15 protein-coding genes are annotated in these 22,876 nt (G+C 57.1%); 1 reads left to right on the top strand and 14 read right to left on the bottom strand.

The window, feature by feature from the left end:
- Positions 1-173: 173 nt before the first annotated feature.
- Positions 174-794: an ECF-type sigma factor gene (locus J3U88_RS08905; RefSeq protein WP_207856502.1), complete on the top strand. Its 621-nt coding sequence runs from the start codon at positions 174-176 to the stop codon at positions 792-794.
- Between the two features lie 54 nt (positions 795-848).
- Here J3U88_RS08905 and J3U88_RS34955 read toward each other — a convergent pair whose 3' ends face one another.
- From J3U88_RS34955 to J3U88_RS08835, 14 genes are all read right to left on the bottom strand, one after another.
- On the bottom strand, positions 849-2,576 hold the full coding sequence (locus J3U88_RS34955; RefSeq protein ID WP_207856501.1) for an AAA family ATPase: 1,728 nt from the start codon (positions 2,574-2,576) through the stop codon (positions 849-851).
- Positions 2,566-3,492 carry an ABC transporter ATP-binding protein gene (locus J3U88_RS08895; protein ID WP_207856500.1) on the bottom strand — a complete coding sequence of 309 codons (927 nt, stop codon included), beginning with the start codon at positions 3,490-3,492 and terminating at the stop codon, positions 2,566-2,568. The genes J3U88_RS34955 and J3U88_RS08895 overlap by 11 nt, the downstream gene beginning before the upstream one ends.
- A gap of 7 nt (positions 3,493-3,499) precedes the next feature.
- Complete coding sequence (locus tag J3U88_RS34220) at positions 3,500-4,309, bottom strand: ABC transporter permease subunit (RefSeq protein WP_207856499.1); 810 nt, start codon at positions 4,307-4,309, stop codon at positions 3,500-3,502.
- A 131-nt stretch (positions 4,310-4,440) separates the two neighbouring features.
- Positions 4,441-5,520, bottom strand: a complete 1,080-nt coding sequence (locus J3U88_RS08885; RefSeq protein WP_207856498.1) for a putative urea ABC transporter substrate-binding protein — start codon at positions 5,518-5,520, stop codon at positions 4,441-4,443.
- Positions 5,521-5,605: 85 nt separating this feature from the next.
- Positions 5,606-6,424 (bottom strand): hypothetical protein, encoded by an 819-nt coding sequence (locus J3U88_RS08880; RefSeq protein WP_207856497.1) that lies wholly within the window; start codon positions 6,422-6,424, stop codon positions 5,606-5,608.
- Positions 6,425-6,510: 86 nt separating this feature from the next.
- Positions 6,511-7,428, bottom strand: a complete 918-nt coding sequence (locus J3U88_RS08875) for a hypothetical protein (RefSeq protein ID WP_207856496.1) — start codon at positions 7,426-7,428, stop codon at positions 6,511-6,513.
- Positions 7,425-8,960: a phosphate ABC transporter substrate-binding/OmpA family protein gene (locus tag J3U88_RS08870; protein WP_207856495.1), complete on the bottom strand. Its 1,536-nt coding sequence runs from the start codon at positions 8,958-8,960 to the stop codon at positions 7,425-7,427. The genes J3U88_RS08875 and J3U88_RS08870 overlap by 4 nt, the downstream gene beginning before the upstream one ends.
- A 138-nt stretch (positions 8,961-9,098) precedes the next feature.
- The gene (locus J3U88_RS08865; protein WP_207856494.1) at positions 9,099-9,881 is read right to left on the bottom strand and encodes a vWA domain-containing protein; all 783 of its coding nucleotides are present in this window, start codon (positions 9,879-9,881) and stop codon (positions 9,099-9,101) included.
- An 88-nt stretch (positions 9,882-9,969) separates the two neighbouring features.
- Positions 9,970-11,679, bottom strand: a complete 1,710-nt coding sequence (locus tag J3U88_RS08860) for an ABC transporter substrate-binding protein (protein WP_207856493.1) — start codon at positions 11,677-11,679, stop codon at positions 9,970-9,972.
- Positions 11,680-12,263: 584 nt separating this feature from the next.
- Entirely contained in the window at positions 12,264-13,853 is a 1,590-nt protein-coding gene (locus J3U88_RS08855) for a polyamine aminopropyltransferase (protein WP_207856492.1), read from the bottom strand.
- A gap of 306 nt (positions 13,854-14,159) precedes the next feature.
- Positions 14,160-14,798: a hypothetical protein gene (locus J3U88_RS08850; RefSeq protein WP_207856491.1), complete on the bottom strand. Its 639-nt coding sequence runs from the start codon at positions 14,796-14,798 to the stop codon at positions 14,160-14,162.
- Positions 14,799-15,895: 1,097 nt separating this feature from the next.
- Positions 15,896-17,092 (bottom strand): serine/threonine-protein kinase, encoded by a 1,197-nt coding sequence (locus J3U88_RS08845; protein WP_207856490.1) that lies wholly within the window; start codon positions 17,090-17,092, stop codon positions 15,896-15,898.
- 482 nt (positions 17,093-17,574) lie between these two features.
- Entirely contained in the window at positions 17,575-18,174 is a 600-nt protein-coding gene (locus J3U88_RS08840; RefSeq protein WP_207856489.1) for an ECF-type sigma factor, read from the bottom strand.
- Positions 18,175-18,468: 294 nt separating this feature from the next.
- On the bottom strand, positions 18,469-22,848 hold the full coding sequence (locus J3U88_RS08835; RefSeq protein WP_207856488.1) for a response regulator: 4,380 nt from the start codon (positions 22,846-22,848) through the stop codon (positions 18,469-18,471).
- Between the last annotated feature and the right edge of the window lie 28 nt (positions 22,849-22,876).

Raw genomic sequence — 22,876 nt, 5'->3', positions numbered from 1 at the left:
AAGGCTTTCTGCTTCTCGCGACGAATCCTTGTGAAAATTGCGGGCTAACAATTCCCCACACAGCTTTTTGAGGCACCACCTTTTGTAAAAATTTTGCGCGGGTCCTGAACCTTTTCGCTGGAACCGGTTTTTAGTGATGTAGAAGCGTTGCTCAATCCGGTTGGAGGTTTTCCATGGTCTCGCGTGACACATCGGTGCTTGTCCCCCTCAAAACCATCCGCATCGCGGGTCGGATGGTGTCCTTGGATGAACAATTTACCCAAAACCTAGAAAACCTTCGCCGCATCGCCCGCAAACTCCTCAAGCAAGATCGACCCGGTACCGAGATGGAAGTGGACGAATTGGTCCACGAAACCTACCTGATCTTTGCCGCCAAAAAGGGGTTGGAAGTCCAATCGGAACGCCATTTCCGCGCCCTCTCGGCGCGCATCATGCAGCGCTACCTGATCGACAGCATCCGGCACCACCACACGCAAAAAAACGGCGGCGGCCTGTTCCATTGCCCGCTTGAAGACGCCGAACCCTGTGCAACCACGAGCCAACCCAGCATGCAGCTCACCCTTCACCAAGGCCTGAGCGCCTTAGGCCGTAACGAGGCCTACCGGGTGGTGGTGATGCGCGCCCAAGCCGGCTTCACCATTGAAGAAACCGCAAACCTGCTCAACATCCCCCTCATTCGCGTCAACCGCCTGTGGCGCCGCGGCTGCAAGTCTCTGAGGCGCAGCTATGCGGCCTACCGCCCCAATCAAACCCCGATCACCCGCCAGACCGTCCACGCGGCTGAGAAGCGGTGATCCGCAACCCACATCCCAACGGTGGTCGCGCGAACGTACCGCCGGCGGATTCGCTTAGGTCAATCGGGCCTTTAAGCTGTCAGTGGCCTGTTGGAGCTCGGCGTCGCTCCAGCCGCGCAGCCGCTCCGGCAAAAGTTCGGGATAGCTGCTGTGCTGCGCCGCGATTAACATTTGGAACTCGCGTTGGGCGTTGATGCTGCGGCTGGCCGACCAGCGTTGTAACACCTCGAGCGGGGTAATCCCCGGTCTGCGCCGTCGCGTCGCCAAAATCTCGGCGGTGTAGTTGCGGTAATCCCTGGCCGAGTAGTAGTCGGTTTTGGCCATGATGGGTTCCCAATCGCCCGCGGCCACCTCGATTTTTTTGCGGCGGAACATTTCGGCCAAAAAGGTTTGGCGAATCTCGCCCTCGGGATCGAAGATCGGGACCTGAACCGGGGCGCGGCTTTTGATGTCGGGGTCGAGTAAATCAGGGCGCGAGGTCATCATCGCCCACACCACCTTGCCGAAGAACCGCGGGTCACCCATCATTTTGATGACGTTACCGGCCAGGCGTTTTTCCGTGGAGTGGGTGGCGCCGCCGTGGATGGAACCAAAGGCGGTATGGGCCTCGTCCACCAAAATCAGAATCTTGCCCAGCGTCAAAATGTGCCAGCGCAACAGTTCGAAGAAACGGTCCGTTTCGCCGAAATAACTGCCGCGAATGCCGGCCAACTCAATCACAACCCGACCCGAGGCGGCGGCGAACGCCTCCAGTTGGAAGGTTTTGCCGGCGCCGTTTGGACCGGACACAATGAAGGCGGGCACCGCAGTTTCCACGTCCTCGCAGCGCTCGAACAGCTCGGTAAAAATCTCGCGGGTGGCACTGTTGCCAATGATGTCGTCGGGTGTGTGGTTGGGATAGGTGACCTTCACGATGTCGCCCAACTGGGCCTGAACAATGCGGTTCACCTCGCCGACCACCTGTTCACGGGTAATCTTGTTGCCCTCGGCCAAACCAACCGACATCAGTTCGTTGAGGTTGCCCAGGGTTAAACCCGCGGTATCCGCGGCAAACCGTTTGCGACCGCCGGCAAAACGCAGCCCGGGGTTTTGGTCGACAAAGTGTTCGATAAAAAACGCGCGCTCGCGTTCGTCCGGCAGACTGATTTCCACGTGGGCCACGTTGGGCAGGGCCAGAATTTTTTGGTTCACCTCGGCCTTGGTATGGTTGATCAGGATCAGGAGTTCGGGGCTCTCCTGGAAACCGGGATCGGCCACCCAGTTGAGGAAAAAAACCAGCCGCTGGCGGTCGATTTCGCTGAGTCGGTCGTAGCCGCCGGTGGGAAACAAAGCGCCGCCAAACTTAAACAACACGCACAAGGGCCGAACCCCTTCCTCCAACATGCGCACGCGCTGGAAAGCCTCGGCGATGCCCTGCAACAGCACCAACGCTTGCAATGGGTTGTGGGCGCTGGCGGCGAGCATGTTCTGCATGGATTTGATGCGGTTGCTGGGCACACTCACCCCGTCGGTCGATTCACTAACCCGAATCACCTCGGCCTCGGTGGTTTTGTTGGGAAAACGCAGACCCGAGGCGATGTCCATCATCACCACGTTGAACTTTTGCGACAGCTCGCGCACGAACAGCTGTTCCAGCGAAAGGAAATGGTTGGCCACGCTGCTCCAGAACAAGCCGTAGGTATCGCCGGTTAGCAGAATCAAATTTTTGCGCCGATCACTGTACTCACGGCCCAAACGGTTGAGGAAGGCGGGGCGCCGGTCCCCTTTGCTTTTACTGCTCACGCTGCCACTCCTCAGGGTTCACGGTGCGGAACGCATCGCGGTGGGTCAGGTTGAAATCACGGATATGTTGCAGGTTGTCGGGGCTCAAACCCTCGCTGCGAATGCGGTGAACCAGTTGACTCATCTCCTCGGAATAAAGGAAATCGGTGGGTTTGGGATGGCCGCCCGGGGTGGCGAAATCACCGACGATTTTGGCACCCTGGCCGCGGCCGGCGTCGGTTTGGTAGTACTGGGACAGCACCAACACGCGCGACCCCAAAAAACAGGCTTCTTCCAGATCGTGGGTCACGAAGAAAATGGTCATCTCGGCCTGTTCCCACTGTTCCAAAATGAACAGTTGCATTTCGGTGCGGGTGGCGTGGTCCAAGGCCCCGAAGGGTTCGTCCATCAACAAAATGCGCGGTTTCATAATCAGCGATTGGGCGATGGCGACCCGTTGGCGCATCCCACCCGAAAGTTCATGGGGGTACTTGTCGGCGGCGTCGGCCAGACCGATGCGCTCCAAATAAACCTGGGCCTGGTCGCGGAACGCACGTCGCCGTTGCCGCATTTGCCCCGGCTTCAACCAGCCCAAAAACATGCCGTGCGCCTCGGCGTCCAAACCAAAAACAATGTTGTCCATCACGCTGAGGTGTGGGAACAGCGAGTACTTTTGAAAGACAATGCCGCGGTTGCGATTGGGCGCATCCAACTTTTTGCCGTCCAACAAAACCGCGCCCTCGGTCGGCGATTCGGCGCCCAAAATCAAGCGCAGCAAGGTGGATTTGCCACAACCACTGGGGCCGACCACGGTAATGAATTCGCCTTGACGCACCTTGAGGTCGATGTCGTTGAGAATGGTGATCGGCGTGCCGTCGCGGCTGGGGTAGCGCATGTAAACGTCTTCGAGGTGAAGCATGGGATTGGTGTCGTTCATGGTGTCCTCAGTGCGCCTGATACCAGGCGTAACGCTTTTTGATCCAAAGCCGTACCAGCAAGTCAGCCACAAAGGCCAACAAACTCATCCACAGCACGTAGGGGATAATAATCTCCATGGCGATGTAGCGCCGCACCACAAAAATGCGGTAACCGAGCCCGGCGGTAGCCGCCAGCGATTCGCCGGCAATCAAAAACAAAACCATCGCCTTGAAGTTGAGGCGAATGGTGTTGAGGACGTCCGGCATGATTTGGGGCAGCACCACCCCGTAAGTGATTTTGGCGCTGCCGGCGCCAAGCGTCCGCCCTTTGATAATTTGTTCGCGGGGCACGGCCTTGGCGCGTAAGTAGGTATCCAACGCGATGGTGGGAAACACGCCGAGCAGGATCAGCATCACCTTGGACAGCTCACCCAAGCCGAAAATAATAAACAAGATCGGCAGCAGCGCCAGCGCGGGCACCTTGTCAAAAAACAAAATAAAGCGGTAAAACACGGCTTCAAAAAAGGGATACAACCCCATGTGCAAACCGAGCAACACCGCCAGGACCAGCAGCAAGGTGCTGTAGCCCAGCCGCTTGGCACTGGCCCAGGTGTCAACCCAGAGCCGGTACTCGCCCTTGCGGTCTTCTTTGAAGGCGGTGTTTTCCACGCCTTTCCACATCTTGCCGATGGTCGGCATGATCTTGTCTTTGGGGTTCTCTTGGTGGCGGATGTGGGAGGCGGTGAAATAAGCCGCCACGCACAACACAAACAAACTCGCCGACAACAGCGCGGTGGTCACCGGGCCGAATTTGGCATGCATACTTAGGAACTTCACGGTTCCACCTCATTTTTATCGGCAGGGTTCGGGGGCCCCGCTGCACGGCCCCGTGGTTTCCGTCAATGCCTAGCCCGCCTTCCTCACAAAGTATTCTGCTACGAAGCCGAAATCCTTGTGATAAATGCGGGCTAGCGTTTCAGTTTGCCCTCGGCGGCCATCTTCATGTAGCTCACATCAAATCGGAAATTGACGTTGCGCTTGTCACCCTGAACGCTGCCGTCCGGGTACTGAATACCAACCACATCGGCGCTTTCGGCACCTTCACCCAGCAAGCCGTGGCGGAAGCAGAACTGGCGCACGTAATCCATGTTCTTTTTGATTTCAGGGCCGGAAGCGTACTGTACCGCGGCGTCGGCGGTGTAAAACATGGCGGTGGTTTTCAATTGACTCTTGAACTCAACCAGAGAGCTTTCGGCTTGGGCGGCCATGGTGCCCAGGGCTTTGTCGGCGTCGGCACCGCGGCGCGACATCACACTCATCACCTCGTACCAGGCACCCACCAGGGCTTTACCCAGGGCGGGGTTCTTCTTCAGGGTTTTGGTGTTCACCGCCATCAAGTCGATAATTTCACCGGGAACATCCGCGGAAGAAAACAGTTTGGTGATGCCGGGATGTTGCTCGATTTGCATCACAATCGGGTTCCAGGTCACGACGGCTTTTTGGCTGTCATTGGAAAGAAAAATGGGGCCGATGTCGCTGTCGGAGGTATTGATCACCCGCACATCCTTTTCCTTCATGTTGTTTTTTTCCAGGAAGCGGTTGAGCAAGTAGTGAGACACGGTGAGTTCAACCAGGCTGATTTCTTGGCCTTTGATGGTTTTGGCGGTCAAGCCGTCGCGCACCAACAGGGCGTCGTTGCCGTTGGAGTAATCGCCGATAATCAAGGCGGTGCTGTCGATCCCGGAAGCGGCGGGCATGTTGAGCATTTCCATGTTGGTCATGACACAGGCATCAACCTGGCCGGCGACGTAGGCTTCGATGGAAGCAACGTAATCCATTTGGACCAGTTCGATTTCGATGTTGTGGGCGTCGGCCCATTTTTTGAGAATGCCGCTTTCTTCCGCGTAGGGCCAGGGCATCCAGCCCACATAAATCGACCAGGCAACCTTAAATTTGGTTTTGGCGAGGGCCGGTGTCGCGGTCGCAAACAGGACCAAACACACCATCATCAAACAACGCAGTAAACTTTTCGCACTGAGACGCGACATAAATAACTCCTTATCTTGATTCCTGGGTTTCATGCCCTTGGTAGGCGCGGTGCGGTATGGCAAGGGGCCGCGCACGCCGTCCAATCTAGATGGTGGGCCGTTCGCGTTCGTCGCCGGTTTTTTCCGCCGCCGGTCCCTCTTTCTCCGCGCGTCGCGCGGCCATCATGGATTCCATCTTGGAACGGGCGGTGGAAACCCGACCGGCATTTTCGTAGGCCTTGTCCTGCACACGAATATCGGTGCCCGCCAGCTTTTCGGAAATCTTCGCCTTGGCGGTCAGGTTGCGGTTGGTTTCCATCACGGCCGAAATCGGACCGCGGTCGATGCTGTTCTCCAAACCCTGCAACCGGTCGTTGAGTTCGATAATCCGCTTTGCGGAAACGTGTTCGGCAACGGCTTCGGCTTTTTGTTGGGGCAGCTTTTGGATTTCGGATTGCATGTCTTGCAAACGCAACATGTAGCGATCCATGGTGCCGGAGGTTTCGCCAACTTCCGCCTGCAAACGCGCTTGGGTTTGCTCGATCTCTTCAATGCGCACCTGGAAACGCTCGAAGGCACCGGCGTGGGCTTCATAGCCTTTTTCGTCGCCGGCGGCCTGGGCTTGTTCGGCCAGATTCAGGGCACCGTCGCGTTTTTGCAGCAGGTCCTCTTCCTCTTGGTTCAACTGTTCGAGCCGATGGCGTTTGTCTTCCAAAACAGCCTCAACCTCGGAAATGGCGTCGCGCAGTTCCTGGTATTGGCGCACCAACTTATCCTGGTGCATCTCAAAAGCGGCGCTAATGCCGTCGACGGAGCCGGTGAACTGCTCGTCGGCGGCCGCGATGATGCCGCGTGCTTTTTTCCAGTTCCAGTATTTGAAATACCGGAACACCGCTCGAACGATTCCTACTTGTTCATTGGACATGGTTTCCTCCACCTAAAGCTTCTTTGTTTGCGGGGTGCCGAGATCGGCGTATTCAATCAATAGGGGCACATGGGTTCATCACACAATCACGCGTTCGAATGGTGCGAGGCGCCGGCCTCGCGGTAAAGGTCGTCTTCCCGTTCATCCGGGCCTTGTTCCAGGCCGCGCAATCGATCCTCGACCCTGCGGGCGGCGCGCACGGCTTGCTCCAAATTGGCGGCGGCCGATTGGGAGGGCTGCAAGGCCACATCGGCGCGCACCAGGTCAATCGCTTCCAGGTAAGCCGACTCCAAGGCGGCCTCGAGCACGTCGCATTCGGTCAGCAACTCCTGCAGGGCGGTTTGTCGACGGGCGTAGAGATCCAGGCGCCGTTGATGGCTGTCGATCCGCGTTTGCAAGGTGCGCGCGGCGGCGTCGTCGGGACGCATGCCGCCGGCCTGTTTGCGCCAAAGCGCCTGTTCACGGGTCAAGGCGTTGGCATCAACGGCGCGTAAGGCACGTTTAAGGGCCACGGCTTGATCCAACAAACGGCGGCCTTCCTGATAACAGTCGTCGGCCAAGGTGTGGAAGCGGGCGACGGTGCCGCGGGCAGCTTGGGCCTGGAGAAAATCGAGCAATTGGCGGTAGGCGCGTTCCAATTCGCGCCCGGCTTGCAAGCCTTGGCTAAAGCCAATATCCACAAAAGCTTGTTCGTAGGCCGCACGGGACACGCGTTCGGCTTCCTGCTGTTTGGCAATCTGTTTCTGTGCATACTTTTCGGCCAGTTTCTCACCGCGCACGAAATAGTGGAATACCCAGGAACCAATACAGAGTAAACCGCCCGCCAGCGCGCTTTTCACCGGGTTGGGCGACACGCCGAACGCGCCCATCCAAATCACCGACAACGCCGCCACCGCCGCGGGGGTCAGGGTTGTCGGATGTTGGACCGCGTCTAAAAACACGGCGCGTTCAATTTTGCCGGAGGTACGGGTGTCTTTCTCCCCGGCCGACGGTTTGCTGCTCAAAGTTGGTTCCCCTCCACCGCGACAAATTCTACCCGCGGCAAACGGTACCCGTAAGCGCGCTGGGACTCGCCTTGCTTGCGGGGCAAAGGCTGGGACGAACCCACCCCGTCCGCTTGCAAACGGTTGGCGTTGATGCCGTGAACCGCGATCAAGTACTGTTTGACCACCTCGGCGCGTTGCCGCGACAGTTTGGTGTTTTCCTTTTCATCGCCGCCCGGTCCGGTATGACCGCGAATGATGATGCGGTAGGCCTGATAATTGTTGGTCAAGGTGGTGGCAATGCGGTCAACCCGGGCTTTGCCCTCGTTGGTTAACAGGTTGTTCCAGGTTTGGAAGGTAATGGGTTCCAAACGGAAGGTGCCCACCTCACGCAAATCGCGCCAATCGGCCGAGGAGAGTTTTTCAAAGTTGCGCTTGGTCGCGGCCCGTTGTTCCATGCCGCCGTGATCGCCGGCCTGACGCGCCAAGCTCTCCAACAAGGCGCGGTTGGTAATTTGGTAGGGGTTGCCTTCCAAGGGATCGCTCTCCAGCCGTTTGTTGCGTTTGAGCACGTCGGTCGCGGCGATGATGCTGTTGATCACCCCTTCTTCCACGGCGGCACCGGGTTTCAGCGCGATCCCGAACTGGCTGGTACAGTTTTGTTCCAAGTCAAACCAATCCACTTTTTTGAGCAATCCTTCGACCTGGTTTTTTTTAAGGCCGGTGGCGCGGGCCATTTCGGTCACCATGGTGGTTTTGTCCTCGGCGTAATGGTCGAGCACGTTGAAGTAAACCCCCAAAAAGTCTTCGACCAAAGCGCGGTCTCGTTTGAGGAGATCGCGATGGAACACAAACACGTCGATGATGTAACCGGAAAACTTATCGCTGCCCCACAGGTAACTGACGTTATCGAGCGCCAAGGCCTTGGAAAGGTCCGGTTCCCACATCACAAACACATCGCCCTCGCCTTTGCGCACCCGCTCCAAAACGGCACTGGAACCGTCGGCCTCGGCGCGCCAACCATCGCTGGCGGCGAGCCGGTCCAAATCAAAATCGGCGATGGTGAGATCGAGCAGAAAAGAACTGGGCGAATCAGGGGTGTAAACAATGCTGAGTTTGGGGTCGTTGAGATCGTTGACACGGTTGCCTTGAAAACGATCCGTGCGCACCACCATGCCGTCGGCGCCCTTGGACTCACTGACCGCGGCCACGATCACGCCGGGATAATCGTGGTTTTTGCCTTGTTCCAAATAGGTGTTAATCGGCAGCACAATGCAGTCGTATTCACCGGCGGCAAATTTCTTCAAACGCTCGGCGTAGGCGCCGCCGTCGTCGCTGAATTCGACGGAAAAGTCTTTTTGAACCGCCTGTTTGCGCATCTCGGGCGCGTTGATGAACCAGTAACCCAAGTAGTTGTCGCCACCGATCTTCAGGGACCGGCTCACCTTGGTGGAGGTCTGCTCGGTCAACATGGTGTCAATCGCCTTCCACCCAAAAATGCCGAGCGCGCCCAACACGAGGATGATGATAAAACCCACGGTCGATTTTTTCATGCAGCCAACCTTTCTCAAACTTACAGAAAAGAAACGATTTGATGAGGTAAAACACGGGGGGCGCGTTGCACCTATCATACTACCCTTGCCGTATTCCTCAAGCAGGAGTTACGCCCCGTCCGGGGTCGGGGTCGGAGATCAAAATTGGGTGTCGTCGAAATCCGGTAATTCGGCGAGGGAATCCGCCAAGCCGGCCGACAAGGCCTCGAAATCATTGGCCGCGGTGTAGCTCACCGAGAACTCGCGCAAAACGTGATTGGGATCCACGCACAACCCGATGGTGTAAATCGGCATGCCCATTCCCGCCGCGTACACCGCGGCCTTGGCCAAACCTTGCGCTTCACCGTCGGTGACCACCACCAAACGAAACTCACCGTAACCCAGTTGTTGTTGGTACTGTGCAACCAAGGTGCGGGTGCTCATGCGGATCGCCTCGGCCAACGGGGTACCGCCGCCCGGATTCACCGCGCGAACATGGGCCATAAAACCCTCGCGGTCGGGTGCCAAAGCCATCCTTAGACCGCCGCCGCCTTGATCAAAGACGTACAAGCCCAGGTTAACGCCGTCCGGCACCTGCTCAACGAACTGTTCAACCGCCCAGATCGCACCCTCGTGTTTGTTGGCAAAGCGGCCGTCTGCCCCACAGGAAGCATCGGGTTCTTCCAACATACTGCCGGACCCGTCGAAAATCACCAGCAGGTTGCGCGCGGTGGAAACCTGGCCGCCCTGACTGGGAATTTGAATGTCCATGACCGGCTGTTCTTTGAAGCGTTGTCTGGCCGTCGCTTCATCGTTTTGTTGCTGCATGCGCGGTCCCACTTTGATATCACCCATCAGAAAAAATATCGCCACCAGGGGACCGATCACCAGCAGACCGGCCAGGAGCAGCACGGCCGCGGTCGCACTCTTGCTGTCGCTCATTTTAAGATTCCTTGGGGACGGCAACCGGAACAGGGGAACCGGCGCCGTCCTTTGCCGGGGCGGCCGCTTGTTTGGCGGCCGCGCGTTTTTATTTCAGGGGAACGAATTCATCCAACTCGGCTTCCACCTGCTTGATGCGGAACACCACACGGCGGTTGGCGGCCCATTCTTCCTTGGTTCGCGGTGGGCTGAATTTCGGAGAAACCACACCCAAACCCACGGAAACAAACTGGCTTTCGTCGACCTGCATCTTGTTGTGGGCGGCGAAGCTCAAGAAGGCCTGGCGCACGGATTTGGAACGTTCCAAGGACAGGTTTTTGGCTTTTTGCTCCATTTGGCGCACCTCCACCGGGGTTTTGCCTTTTTCACGAGCCCGCAAAATACCAAGCGGGTCGGAGTGACCTTCTACGACAATTAAGGAACCACCGTAGGTCTGCGCGATCTCCAGGGCCTTGCTGAAATCCGAGGCATATTGTTCCTCGCTAAAGGTGCTCTGGTTGGGCGCAAAATTAATTTCCACCTGAAATAAGGTGTCGTCCTCGGCCCATTCGGTGGCTTCCGCCGAAATCTGGGATTCGATTTTTGCCGCGACCTTTTTGGTATCGAATTTCTTTTTCGGTTGGGGCGCGGCGTTGACGAATTTCAAACCCTTGGAGAGTTTGTCGTACTGCCAGCCCGCGCCTTCAATTTTGACGCTTTGCTTCATCAACCCGACTTCTTTGAACGCGGACTGAATCTCGCTGGTCAACTTGGCTAAGGTACGGCTGGTGCCTTTACCGGTGAAGAAGGCGACGTTGCCTTGAAAACCGACAAATTCGCAATCGGCCAGCAAACCCTCTACATCGGGCACGGCCTGGGGGGCGCCCATCAACAAATCGGCCGAACGGCTCATCAACTGTTGGTAACGCGCTTGCTGGGAGGCTTTGTTTTGCAGCAGGGTTTGCAGGGATTCTTGCGCTTGCAGCAAGGTATTCACAAAACGTTCAACCTCGGCGCGGTTGTTTTTGAAGTAATCGGCACGAACCGCGTAGACATCGGCAATGACGCGTGAGGCGGTTTTGGTGGACACCATAATTTTGGCGCCTTTCACCGAACCGGCCGAACCGGTTCCGCCGCGACCACCAGAGGTCAGGTTCATCGCATCGGGAATAATCGCCATGGCGGCGTCGATGGAATCGTCTTCCAAAAAGGCGTTGACGGGATCGATGATTTTGCCGTCGGTATCAAAGGTCGGCAAGGTTAACTCGCTGAACCACTTGAACGTGACACTGCTGAGCGGGACGCCGGCGGTTTTGAGGATGTTAAAGGCGTAATCCATGTGGGGACCGTAGAGCTGGAGTGCGACGGTTTTGCCCTTGAGCCGTTGCGGCTTGCGCACATTTTTGCGGACGACCATGGCGTCGCCGCCGTTGGACCAGGTCATTTGGTAAACGACCACCAAATCAACGCCGTTCTTTTGGAACACCTCGGCGGCGGCATTGATCATGCCCATGGTGCCGCGCAGGTAAGGGGTCTCCCCTTTCAAACAGGCCTCCACCTGCTTAGCGAAGTTGTTCTCGACAAAGATCTCGGCGTTTAAATTGTTCTTTTTAAATAGCTTCTGTTGATCGGCGTGGATTGTCGCCACGTCGCCGCCCCAGGTAATCATAGGGACTTTAAAGCTGTTGCCGCTTTTGACCGGTTTGGCCTTGACGCGGATTTGATCAACCAGGGGTTTCGCTTGTAGCGTTTCCAGGTTCTGCGCCGGGGCCGCGGAGATCAAACCAAGACACAGCAATAAGGTTACCAATACGCTCATGTGGACTCCTTCACAAAACAAACCATCATCGGGATCACGGGCGCAACGGGGCGCACATGGCAAACATCCTTCATTCCAGCATTTGACGATACGGGGTCATCCGACACCGCAAAGGTTTGACGAAAAAAGCTGGAAGAGGAATCCCGTTATTCTAACCGTTATCCCCGCATTGAACGCAATCAATCCTCGGTTCACAGCGATCAAGCCCGCATTGCTCACAAGCAATTCTGCTACGAAGCCGAAAGCCATGCGATTACAAGGGGGCGGCCTTCCGCCTTACTCGGTCGAGCCGCCTTCGCCGTAGCTCTGCTACGCCTGTGCCGTCTCTCGGTCGTAACCTTCGTCCTCACAAGGCTTTCTGCTTCTCGCGACGAATCCTTGTGAGCAATGCGGGCTGGGCGCGATCCCCGGCACCGGGAACGAACATGGGATTGATTAACGAAGTTCCGGTCCCCGCAAAACCCGTCGGGAACCCTTTCGTATTCTTCGTTTCAATCGAAATGAACGACACTCTCACCGGCGCGTCAACCGCCGGATGAGGGTCATTTTTTTTGGCGAAAGCGCACCAAAGCCGGCGGGAAGCCTTACTTTTTGGCCAATTCTGCCGTAGCTTTCAGCCCATGGGGCTCGCGCAGTTCCTTCATGTAATAGTGGTAAAGCTTGGGTTCCATGATGCTGTTGACCGCGGTCTCGACACGGGCCATATCCCGCGGGAACTTGGTGGCCGCGGCAAAAACATCGGCCTCCATATATCGGGTGGGCACGTCCATCTCGCGGATGGGCGGCACCGGCTGATTGGCGGCGAGGTGGAATCCCCAAATGCTGAAGCTGGGCACCGTGATTTGGAAGCTTTTGGTATGCAGGCCGGCCGCTTCCATGGTGGTGGCAATGCACCAATAGGTTTTTCGGGTAAAAAACGGCGAGGAACTTTGCGACACCAGGTAACCCTCGGGTGTCATGCGCTTGCGCAGCATGGTGTAGAACTCGCGCGCATACAGCTTGTTCAGCGCCTCGTTGTGGGGATCGGGCAAATCGGAAATGATGCGGTCGTAAAGCACGCCGGCCTGGTTCACGAAGGTGAAGGCGTCCTGGTGGAAAATTTTCACGCGGGGATCCTCAAGCGCCCCCTCGTTCAAGGCCGCGATGGTGGGCACGGTGGCACACAAACGCGTCATCTCGGGGTCAATATCCACCAAATGAATCTCTTCGACGTCGTCGTACTTAAGCAGCTCACGGGCGGCCATGCCGTCGCCCCCGCCCATGATCAACACTTTTTTTCGCGGCCCCGGCAAGGCCATCAAAGGATGGACCAAGGCCTCGTGGTAGCGGTATTCATCCCGTTGCGAAAACTGAATATGACCGTCCAGGTAAAGGCGATGATCGTGATCGAGGACGGATTTGGTCAGGATGATGCGCTGGTATTGGGTCTGTTTGGAGAAAATAATTTCATCGGAATACAGGAACTGTTCGGCATAAGTCGACAGGCGGGTCCCGCCGATGAGCGCCACCACCAGCAAAAGCGCGGTGCCGCCGGCAAAGGTAGCCACGGCGCGCGGCATGCGCAGAAACTTCCAAAACACCACCACGTTGATCATGGCCACGCCGATGTTGAGCAGGCCGATGGCGAAACTGGAGCGAATCAACCCCAGGAACGGCAAAAGAATGAGCGGAAAGGCCATGGACCCAATCAAGGCGCCGACATAATCCAAGGACAACACGTGGGCGATGGAATCCTTGAGGCTGTCCTTGTGACTGATAATGCGGGTGAGCAGCGGAATCTCGAGGCCGACCAAGGAACCAATCACAATAATCAAGGTGTACATAATCGCTTGGTAAAGCGGCATCACCAGCGGAAACGCCAGAAACAAAATCAGTGAGGCGGCGCCGCCGATCAATGAAATGGTGATTTCAACCAACACGAAGTTGGTGATCAGGTGTTTCATCAACCATTTTGAAAGGTAAGAACCGATCCCCATGGCGAACATAAACAGGCCGATGGTGAGTGAAAACTGAAAAACACTGTTCCCCAAAAGGTAACTGGAAACGGTGCCGATAATTAATTCGTAAGCGATCCCGGATAAGGCGACGACGGCAATCGAAATCAGCAAAACGCCGATTTGACCACGCGATAAATCTTCAAGCTGATTGTCGCTTTGCTGTTGTGTTTCCGACATGGTACTCCCCAAACTCCTTAATCGTGAAATCAGGCCGCGATGGTGATCGTTCATGCGGCCGTGCGCATCGGAACGGCACAAGGCCGTTCGGACCGGCACAAGGCCGTTCGGACCGGCACAAGGCCGTTCGGACCGGCACAAGGCCGTTCGGACCGGCACAAGGCCGTTCGGACCGGCACAAGGCCGTTCGGACCGGCACAAGGCCGTTCGGACCGGCGTTGTGCCGTTCGAGGTTCGCGAAAAACGAGCCTGAAAACAACATGGTGCGCCGTCACGGGGACGAACGCACCAGGTTGTACGGCCCTATTACTTGCCGCTGCTGAACGAACGCGAACCACCACTGGCGCGGGCGCGCGCGGAGGAAACCGCCGAGGAGTGGTAATTTCGGGGACTCATTTTCATGTTGGAATAACGCGAGGGGCTGATCCCTGAAGCGCGTTGACGGCTCAACATGGAACCGAGCATGTACCCCATGAAAATGCTACCGGGGCTGATGTGGAAACCGGAATCGCGATGGTAGCTGTTTTGGGTATCGGTGGCGATCAAACGAGCGCGCTCCACGTCGATTTCAACGGTGAACAGTTGCTGCTCGCCGCTGTCTTTTTTGCCGTCGGCGTTGCTGTCCTGAAACCCTTCGATGGCGCCGTCGGGACGCATCAGGGTACCGACGGGGGTAGACATCACCTTGGCCTCGTTGAGGTTTTTGGTGTAAGTGGCTAAAAATTCGCTCGATACAACCTGGTTATCGGACGCCGCCGCGGCCAACACCTCTTCTGCATTGGCACCTTCTTCGGCACCTTCAACTTTTTGGTCGGCAAACGAATCAATGGTTGCGGTCATAACGTCGAGAACTTTGTTAAGGTCGATCACTTCGACCTGCGTGGTGCTGCACGCCGAGGCGAACAAGAGGCATGCCGTTAACAAGGGAAAACGCCATTTCTTCATGTGATCCTACTCCTGAAATAAGTGTTGGGCGGCCGTCTCAGAAGGCTTCTGAACACCCGCGGACGGGTTTTTGGGGAGATGTTCGCATTATACCCGGCAAACCCGCGCACCGACAGGGATTTGAGTCGGGACTGTTTGCGTGGCGGCGCAAAACGACAGTGAATAGGGACACCCCACCCTATCTGGACAGACACCTAACCTCTTAAGCGCAAAAGGAACGTGGATCCGGCGAGCCTTTTTTTGTTTTTTTAGGTATGGGGGTGGGGTTGGTTTTGGGGTGTTCGGGCGGGTTTTGGTTTTGGGGTCCGTGGACGAGGTTTTTTAGGTCCGACGCGGGTTTTGGTTTTGGGGTCCGTGGACGCAGTTTTTTCGGGTGCGTCGCGGTTTTTGGTTTTGGGGTCCGTGGACGAGGTTTTTTTGGGTCCGACGCGCGTTTTGGTTTTGGGGTCCGCGGACGAGGTTTTTTTGGGTCCGACGCGCGTTTTGGTTTTGGGGTCCGCGGACGAGTTTTTTTTGGGTCCGACGCGCGTTTTGGTTTTGGGGTCCGCGGACGAGGTTTTTTTGGGTCCGACGCGCGTTTTGGTTTTGGGGTCCGCGGACGAGGTTTTTTTGGGTCCGACGCGCGTTTTGGTTTTGGGGCCTGGGCCGGCACCTTCGGCGGCCTGCACGACGGGAACCCCCGGGGACCCAGAACAAATGGTTGTGCTACAACCATTTGATCAGGGCTGAAATCCATAACACCTTCGGTGTAACCAAATGATGTTCGCCGCCGGCTCACGTTTTAAATCATTTGTGGTCCACGCATTTGGGTGTGCGACCCTTCCAGGGTGCGCCGGATCGGGTTATTTCCCCGTTTGGCTTTGGGTTTCCCCCACCATTTTTTCGTTTTTCCATGGAGTGGGCCGGGTCGGGTTATTTCCCCGGTTGGCTTTGGGTTGCCCCTACCATTTTTCCGTTTTTCCGCGGGGTGCGCCGGGTCCTGTTATCGCCCCGTTTGGCTTTGGGTTTCCGCCACCGTTTTTCCGTGGACGTGCCGGGTCGGGTTATCGACCATTGATCCATTCACGGCTCTGGGTTTTGGTTTTGGGGCCGGCCGGTTAGCTTAATACGCCGAGTTGCTTGCCGATGCGGCCGACGCGTCTTTTTAAACCGCCCACCAGCAGATCGGCGCGCGACGGTTTGTCGCTGCGCGCCACCCAGCGATGCAGGTCATGGGCCATGGCCGCCACCGTTCCGTACCGGTCTTCTTCTCGCTCCGCCAAAGCCTTGCGCAAAATGCGCTCCAAGCGGCCGTCCAGCTCGCGCGCCAACTGATCCGGCCAACGGCGTCGCAATAAGGCAATACGTGCCGGGTCCTCATTGGCCAAAAACTGCGCTTGCAGGGACATGGGACGGCGACGACGGCGGCGGGTCGCTGTTTTCCGATAGCGGGGACGATCCCCTACCAACAATTCAAACAACACCACACCCAAGGAGTAAATATCGGTTGCAGCACTCAGCGGACGGCCCGCCAACTGCTCGGGTGACGCGTATTCCGGGGTCATCAAGCCCAGTCGGGAAACGGTGGGCTGGGCACCCGAATCGGGATCCAAAATGGAAGCGATCCCGAAATCCAGCAGACGCACGCGGCCGTTGCGCTCGACCAAAATGTTGGCGGGTTTGATGTCGCGGTGGATCACGTGGTTGCCGTGGGCGTAAGTCACCGCCTCACAGACTTCCAAAAACAACCGCACCCGATCACGCAAGGTCAACTCACAGCCGTCACTCCAGTGATCGAGCGGACGGCCTTCGATGTAATCCATCGCGAACCAGGGAAAACCGCAATCGCTGAAGCCGCTTTCGATCACGCTGGTGAGGTTGGGATGGGCCAAAGAACTTAAAATGCGGCGCTCGCGCAGAAACCGCTGCCGCAAACGCGGGTCGCGGCTGTGGAGCATCTTCACGGCCACACGCCGTTCAGTTTTGGGACAAACCCCTAAAAAGACGGAGGCGGTACCGCCGACCCCGAGCATCGGCCCGGTTTTGAAGCGACCGAAAAACGCGGGCGCCTGCCAACCCCAATCGAGGTCGACCAGTTCTGACAACACGGGTAAACCGCTTTCAAGGGCGGCATCAAAAGGATCGGCGGCAGCGTTCATCGAGGGTGCCGCCGCGAGGGATTCGGGTTCCAGCATATCGCGGATCTGATCAAGCACGGCGGCGGCGCCGGCCCCGCCGGTTTCGTCCTCGGGCAAACCCTGATCGATCATGTTACGAATGGATAACATCAACTGAACCTGAGAATCTGTCGTCAACCTCTCCCCCAAAAACACATCGAAACAGCCGCCTCCCGCGGCGATTCGGCGGAAAACGGATCTCCCAAAAAAGGGAACAAACACCACAAGCTTGATACCTAAAGTGTGCGATTCGGGTGGATGCAATCGCGTAAGTATCGGCGCAGGACGCGCCGAGGACTGGAGCGAAATGTGTTGGAAAAAGCGCAGGCGTACTTGGAAAGTACGTCGAGCATTTTTACTGCACGTTGTAGCCCAGCAGGTTGCGCGAGTGCGCCGCCAAGACTCGCCCACTTTAGGTAAGACTAACGTAAGGGCAAAAGGCAGGATCATTCAGAAAAGCCCGGAGAAAAGTAAGCCGGAAGGGTGTATGAAAAGCGTGCGACCTGTCGCTTCCTGAGGTTTCCCATCGACCTTATTTTGCGATTCCCAACTTTAATTGAGATTCTCACCTGAAGGACAAGATCGGTGGGACGATGACGGTCTTCGCACAAGCTACCCCATTAAGTGCGGCCAGGTGGCGCATCAGATACATCGTATCCCATTTCTTCGCGCAAAAATTGTTTGGCTTCCAGCCAGGCGCGGTATGCCGCACTGGGAGAAATCTCAAGAACCTCAGCGGTTTGCTCCAAGGAGAGCCCCCCAAAAAAGCGCAGCTCCACGATGTCACTTTTTAGGGAATCTTGGTGTCGCAAATGATGCAAAGCATCGTCTAAACGCGTGACGAAAAGCGGCTGCATGACGCCGACCCGACCTTCTTCAAACGGCACGGCCTCGTAATCGCCACCGTGTTTTTGCCGACTTTGCCGCCGCGCAAAATCCACCAGGATGTGCCGCATCACCCGTGCCAACGTCCGAAAGAAATGGTGCCGATCACGAAGCTGGGTGTCGAAACCGTTCTCCTCGATCTTGAGAAAGGCCTCATGAACCAACATGGTGGGTGAGTAAAAATGGCCGTTTTGCTCGCGAATCATGGCATGCCGCGCCATTTGACGCAGTTCCGCGTAGACGGTGGTGATGAGGGTGCCGAACGCATCGCGGTCACCGCCCTGCCATTGATTGAGGAGTCGGGTAATCGGCTGCATTTCTTCCATGAGTGGCATGTTCCTTTCGTGAAAACGAACGCATTCGAGAGGAAAGCGAGTAAAGCGCGGTTCTCACCCACAACTAATTATTCAGTGGGAACGGTTTCACGCGATAGCACGGGAACCCCACCCATCGGATGAAAACGTGGGGCATGTTAACACGGCGCGGTGCGGTCGAAAACGACAGCGGACACCAATCGACCCACGGTTGCAATAGGAAAATAGGTCCGAAGTCCGCATGCAGCCCGCGCGTTGCCCCAACCCGCATTGCTTACAAGGAATTCTGCTACGTATCCTTGTGAGCAATGCGGGTTAGGGAACAGGAGATTGTTTGGCCAAGACGGCCAGAACCCCGGGAAAATCAAGTCGATCCAGAGATTGGGTGATGCGCGTGCATACCTCGGCACCCCATAAGGTGGTGGCATGGGGTTTTAGGGTTTGCCACAGGGTGACGGCTTCCATGTCCGATTGCTGCAAACAGGTGACAAACTTTTGGCGTAGCGGTTCGAAATCAACCCTGTCCGCGCCGTCTTCCGACGTCACAGGGTTCTCCTGCTGAGCAAGTTGGTCGGCGCGCCATTTTTCGATGGACCCCAAAAAGGCGGCATAACGCGTCTCGGCCCCGCGCAACAACCCGTCATTGAGCTGTCTCGCGCGCAACGCTTGTTCAACCTGGCCCAGGTGCTCGGCGGTGACGGTCCCGCCCAGATTCGCGGCGGCGCCCTTGGCGGCGTGAACCAGCATGACCGCGTCATCCCATTGTTGCGCGGCAACCATTTCCCGCGCGCGCGCGATGAGATCACCGTAACTCATGCGGAACTGGTCGAGTTGCCGTGTGAAAAAAGATACATCGCCGCCCAGGGCCGCCAGAACATCGGCAAACCTGGGTGCGTTGGTTTCCTCGGCGCCGGCTGTTTCAAGAACGGCCGTGGGAGGTCGAACGACCTCACCACGGGACGATTCTCGCGGCACGATCCGGCGCAACACTTCGATAACTTTGTTGATCTGGATCGGCTTGGTGAGGTAATCCACCATTCCGGCGCTCATGGCCTGGCGTCGATCTTCCCGAAAAGCTTTGGCGGTTAAGGCCACAATCGGCGGCGCGCTATCGCCCATGGCGTTTTGGATGGCCTCGGTCGCGGCAAATCCGTCCATCTCCGGCATGTGAACGTCCATGAGAATGACGTCAAAAGCGCCGCGCTTGGAAACCGCCATATCAACCGCGTTGCGCCCATTGACCGCCACGGTGATCTCGGCCCCGGCCCGGGCCAGCAACGCCGAGGCCACCTCACGGTTCACCTGAACATCTTCCACCAAAAGAATGCGAATACCACGCAATGCATCGTTCGGCGGCTTGCGCGTGGGCGGCGGCGGGTGCGCCAAACCCACCACACTGCGCAACACCCGCAGCAACACCATCGGCGTCACCGGCTTCACCAGAACATCGTGGATCACGGCGCTTTGGCTTAAGTTAACCAAACGCTCGCGGTTGTGCGCGGTGATCATCACGGTGGCGGGCGGTTTGCCACGCCAGGTCATGCGTTGGATGTGATGGAACACCTGCAAACCGTCCATATCCTGGAGGCTCCAATCGAGTAGGACCACGTCGAACCGGGCGCCCTCGCGGCAACGCTGACGCAGGGATTGAAGCGCGGTACGGCCGGAGCGTTCCCAGGTCACACCAACCCCCATGGCCCGCAACATTGCGCTGAAGGAACGCCCACTTTCGGTGCCTTGCTCCACCAGCAACACACTCATTTCGGGCAGATTCAGTTGCTCCAAACCGCACAAGGTGCGCGCACCACAAATCGCCATGGGGATGCGTACCCGAAAGGTACTGCCTTCCCCGAGTCGACTCTCCACCTCAATGGATCCATCCATTAATTCAACCAAACTCTTGCAAATGGACAATCCCAAACCGGTACCGCCAAACCGCCGCGTCATCGAGGCGTCAGCCTGGGTAAACGGCAGAAAAAGCCGCGCCACTTGATCCTCACTCATGCCGATCCCGGTATCGCTGACCTCAAAGTAGAAATCAGCCCGCTCATCGTCGCGCGCTTCCTGGCGCATGGCCAACACGACCTGACCGGCCTCGGTGAACTTGACGGCATTGCCCAACAGATTAATAAGCACCTGGCTAAGCCGCAGACCGTCACCCCTGAGGAACCGATTTAAATGGTTGGGAATATCGAACAACACTTCCAGATCTTGGTCACCCATCCGGGTGGCGGTCATCCCCGCCAAATTCTCCAAAAGTTCCACCAGGTCAAACTGCTCGTCTTCAATTTCAATCTGGTTGGCCTCAATTTTGGAGAAATCGAGGATGTCGTTGATGATGCTGAGCAGCGTCCGTGCCGAGGCGTCCAGTTTGCCGAGCATTTCGCGTTGGTATTTGTTAAGCGGCGAATCGGACAAAAGCTCGGCAATCCCAATCACGGCGTTGAGCGGCGTCCGAATTTCGTGGCTCATGTTGGCCAAAAAATTACTTTTGGCGCGGTTGGCACGCTCGGCGCGCATCGCCAAATGCGCCGCCCGTTGCTTCTGTATTTCCAAGTCCTCGGCAATCGACAGCGCGTTGCGGAATCCCCCACCCGCACGGCGCAGATTTTCAAGCCAATCGTTCATGCCCTCGGGTGCGGTTTGCGGCACCTCGTTTTCATCAATCGGCACCTCTTCACCAGTGTCCAAAAGGTAGGGTTTGGTTCTTCCCAAGGAGACGGCGGCCAGGTTAACTTCGCTTTTGAGTTCGAGAATCCGTTGCTCACGCCCCTGCATCAGACCCACCAAACGACTGCTTTCAGCGAGGGCCTCACGCAAACGGGTTTCCGCGGCCTTGCGCACACTGACATCAAAGAAAAACCACACGTACCCCATGGACCGCGCCCCCTGATCGAGCACGGGCTGACCATAGACTTCGATGGAAACGTCGTGTTTCAATTCCAGTTCCAGCGCCCAGGTGGTCGTGTTGGTCTCGAACAAGCTGTTTTTGTCCTCGCTGTTTCGCCGGACCTTGTCGCGCATGACGGCCAAAAGCGCCTCGAGGTCGGCGGCCCGCATTTCCGCTTCGCTCAAGGCCCAAATATCGAGAAAGCGCCGATTCCACCGGCAACAGGTGGCCCGACCCGGTTGCTGGAGAATGAGCATCCCGGCCGGGGATGTATCCTGCTGGGCTTGGAGCAAGGCGTTTTGGTATTTCAGGTTGTTTTCGGTGTCGATACGGTCGGTGATGTCGTAGTTGGTCCCGATCATTCGGGTGGGGTGACCCTGCTCATCGGTCAACACCATCGCGTCCGCTTTGAGGTGGCGAATTTCACCGGTAGGATAGCGCACCCGAAAAACGGTATCGAACACCGCTTCGCCCGCTATGGCGGCATTTAGGGCTGCTTCCGCGGCGGCCAAATCATCGGGATGCACACCACGAACCCAGGCATCGTAGGCACCGGAAAACGCATCGGCGCTCATTCCGTAGAGTTGGAACATGCGCTCGTCCCAAATGAGTTCCTGGGTGGCGAGATCAAAATCCCAGATGCCAATTTGCGCGGGTTGAATGGCAAGAGAAAGGCGGGTCGACATGGCCTGCAATTCGAATTCGGCGGTTTTCTTTTGCGCCAACATGCGCCGGCTTTCGGTGATGTCCTCAATAATCAGCAACAAGTAGCTTTTGACGCCGGCTTCGCCTTCAACTTGAATTTCGGTCGTGGTTTCCCGGCCCCAAAGCAGCGAACCGTCGGGCCGTTTGTAGCGCTTAACCCGGCGACCCAGGGCGTTTTCGCCCTCCAAGCTGTCAGCCGCAATGGGTTCGTCGACACTCCAAGCAGTCGGTGGCTGGGTATAAATTTCCGCCTCGGACCGCCCTAAAAAAGTGACTAAGGCGGGATTAATCTGGAAGGGACGGCCGTTGGTGTCGAGCAAGGCCAGGCCGACGGTGGCGCACTGAAACACCATCTCAAAGAGTTTTTGGTGGCGAACACTCTGAAATTCCAATTCTTTCTGAAGGCTGACATCACGCTGGGTCGCCATGATGTGGCTCACCTTGCCGTGCCGATCCAGCAGCGGGTAAAGGTTAATTTGGTTGTAGAAAACGGATTGATCTTTGCGGTAGTTGCGCAGCACGGTACTGCCCTTAAAACCCGTCTCCAACACCTCAAAGAGGTCCTGCTTGCCCTCTTGATTGGTTTCATCACCATGAAGCATGCGCACATCGCGATCCATTACCTCGGACCGCGCGTAACCGGTTAACTGAAGAAAGCGGTCGTTTACGTAACATAAATGGTAGGGCGTATCGACCTTCGCGAGGGTGATCCCGGTATCCACCCGATCAACCATTTGAGCGAGCAAGTCGCTTGGCATCTCGTTTTCCAGCGCGGCACGAAAGGTCGCCACACCCTGAAGCAAGTGTTCGTTTCCTGTAGGTACAACGGTCACGGTAAGGGTGCCCTGATGGGCGCCGGGTGCGACATAGGACCATTGATAAGACGGACCGTCCCAAGCGCCTGGATCACCCAAGGCATCCGGTACTCCCGGTTCGCCAATCAGCGCCGACCAGGTGGCGAGGTTCTCCGGTCCCTCGGTACAATCGTGCAACCGACACATCCCGGCGTTCCATTCCAGCGTTCCGCTTTGCAGGTCCAAGGTCCAACCGGCAATATCGGCGGACGCAAGCAGGCGTGACATGGGGTTGGCTTGTGGCAAAACGTGCCTCGTGTTCATCCGTGGACGG

This window comes from Acanthopleuribacter pedis, from assembly GCF_017377855.1.
In the GTDB taxonomy this organism is placed as follows: domain Bacteria; phylum Acidobacteriota; class Holophagae; order Acanthopleuribacterales; family Acanthopleuribacteraceae; genus Acanthopleuribacter; species Acanthopleuribacter pedis.
The sequence above is the reverse complement of the archived record's forward strand: the minus strand, read 5'-3'. Positions and strand labels throughout refer to the sequence as shown.

What these genes read in the sequence shown, in the direction of transcription:
- J3U88_RS08865 (WP_207856494.1), bottom strand. Translation starts at nt 9,881, where the DNA reads ATGAGCGACAGCAAGAGTGCGACCGCGGCCGTGCTGCTCCTGGCCGGT.
- J3U88_RS08905 (WP_207856502.1), top strand. Translation starts at nt 174, where the DNA reads ATGGTCTCGCGTGACACATCGGTGCTTGTCCCCCTCAAAACCATCCGC.
- J3U88_RS08860 (WP_207856493.1), bottom strand. Translation starts at nt 11,679, where the DNA reads ATGAGCGTATTGGTAACCTTATTGCTGTGTCTTGGTTTGATCTCCGCG.
- J3U88_RS08850 (WP_207856491.1), bottom strand. Translation starts at nt 14,798, where the DNA reads ATGAAGAAATGGCGTTTTCCCTTGTTAACGGCATGCCTCTTGTTCGCC.
- J3U88_RS08880 (WP_207856497.1), bottom strand. Translation starts at nt 6,424, where the DNA reads ATGTCCAATGAACAAGTAGGAATCGTTCGAGCGGTGTTCCGGTATTTC.
- J3U88_RS08885 (WP_207856498.1), bottom strand. Translation starts at nt 5,520, where the DNA reads ATGTCGCGTCTCAGTGCGAAAAGTTTACTGCGTTGTTTGATGATGGTG.
- J3U88_RS08895 (WP_207856500.1), bottom strand. Translation starts at nt 3,492, where the DNA reads ATGAACGACACCAATCCCATGCTTCACCTCGAAGACGTTTACATGCGC.
- J3U88_RS08870 (WP_207856495.1), bottom strand. Translation starts at nt 8,960, where the DNA reads ATGAAAAAATCGACCGTGGGTTTTATCATCATCCTCGTGTTGGGCGCG.
- J3U88_RS08855 (WP_207856492.1), bottom strand. Translation starts at nt 13,853, where the DNA reads ATGTCGGAAACACAACAGCAAAGCGACAATCAGCTTGAAGATTTATCG.
- J3U88_RS08840 (WP_207856489.1), bottom strand. Translation starts at nt 18,174, where the DNA reads ATGCCACTCATGGAAGAAATGCAGCCGATTACCCGACTCCTCAATCAA.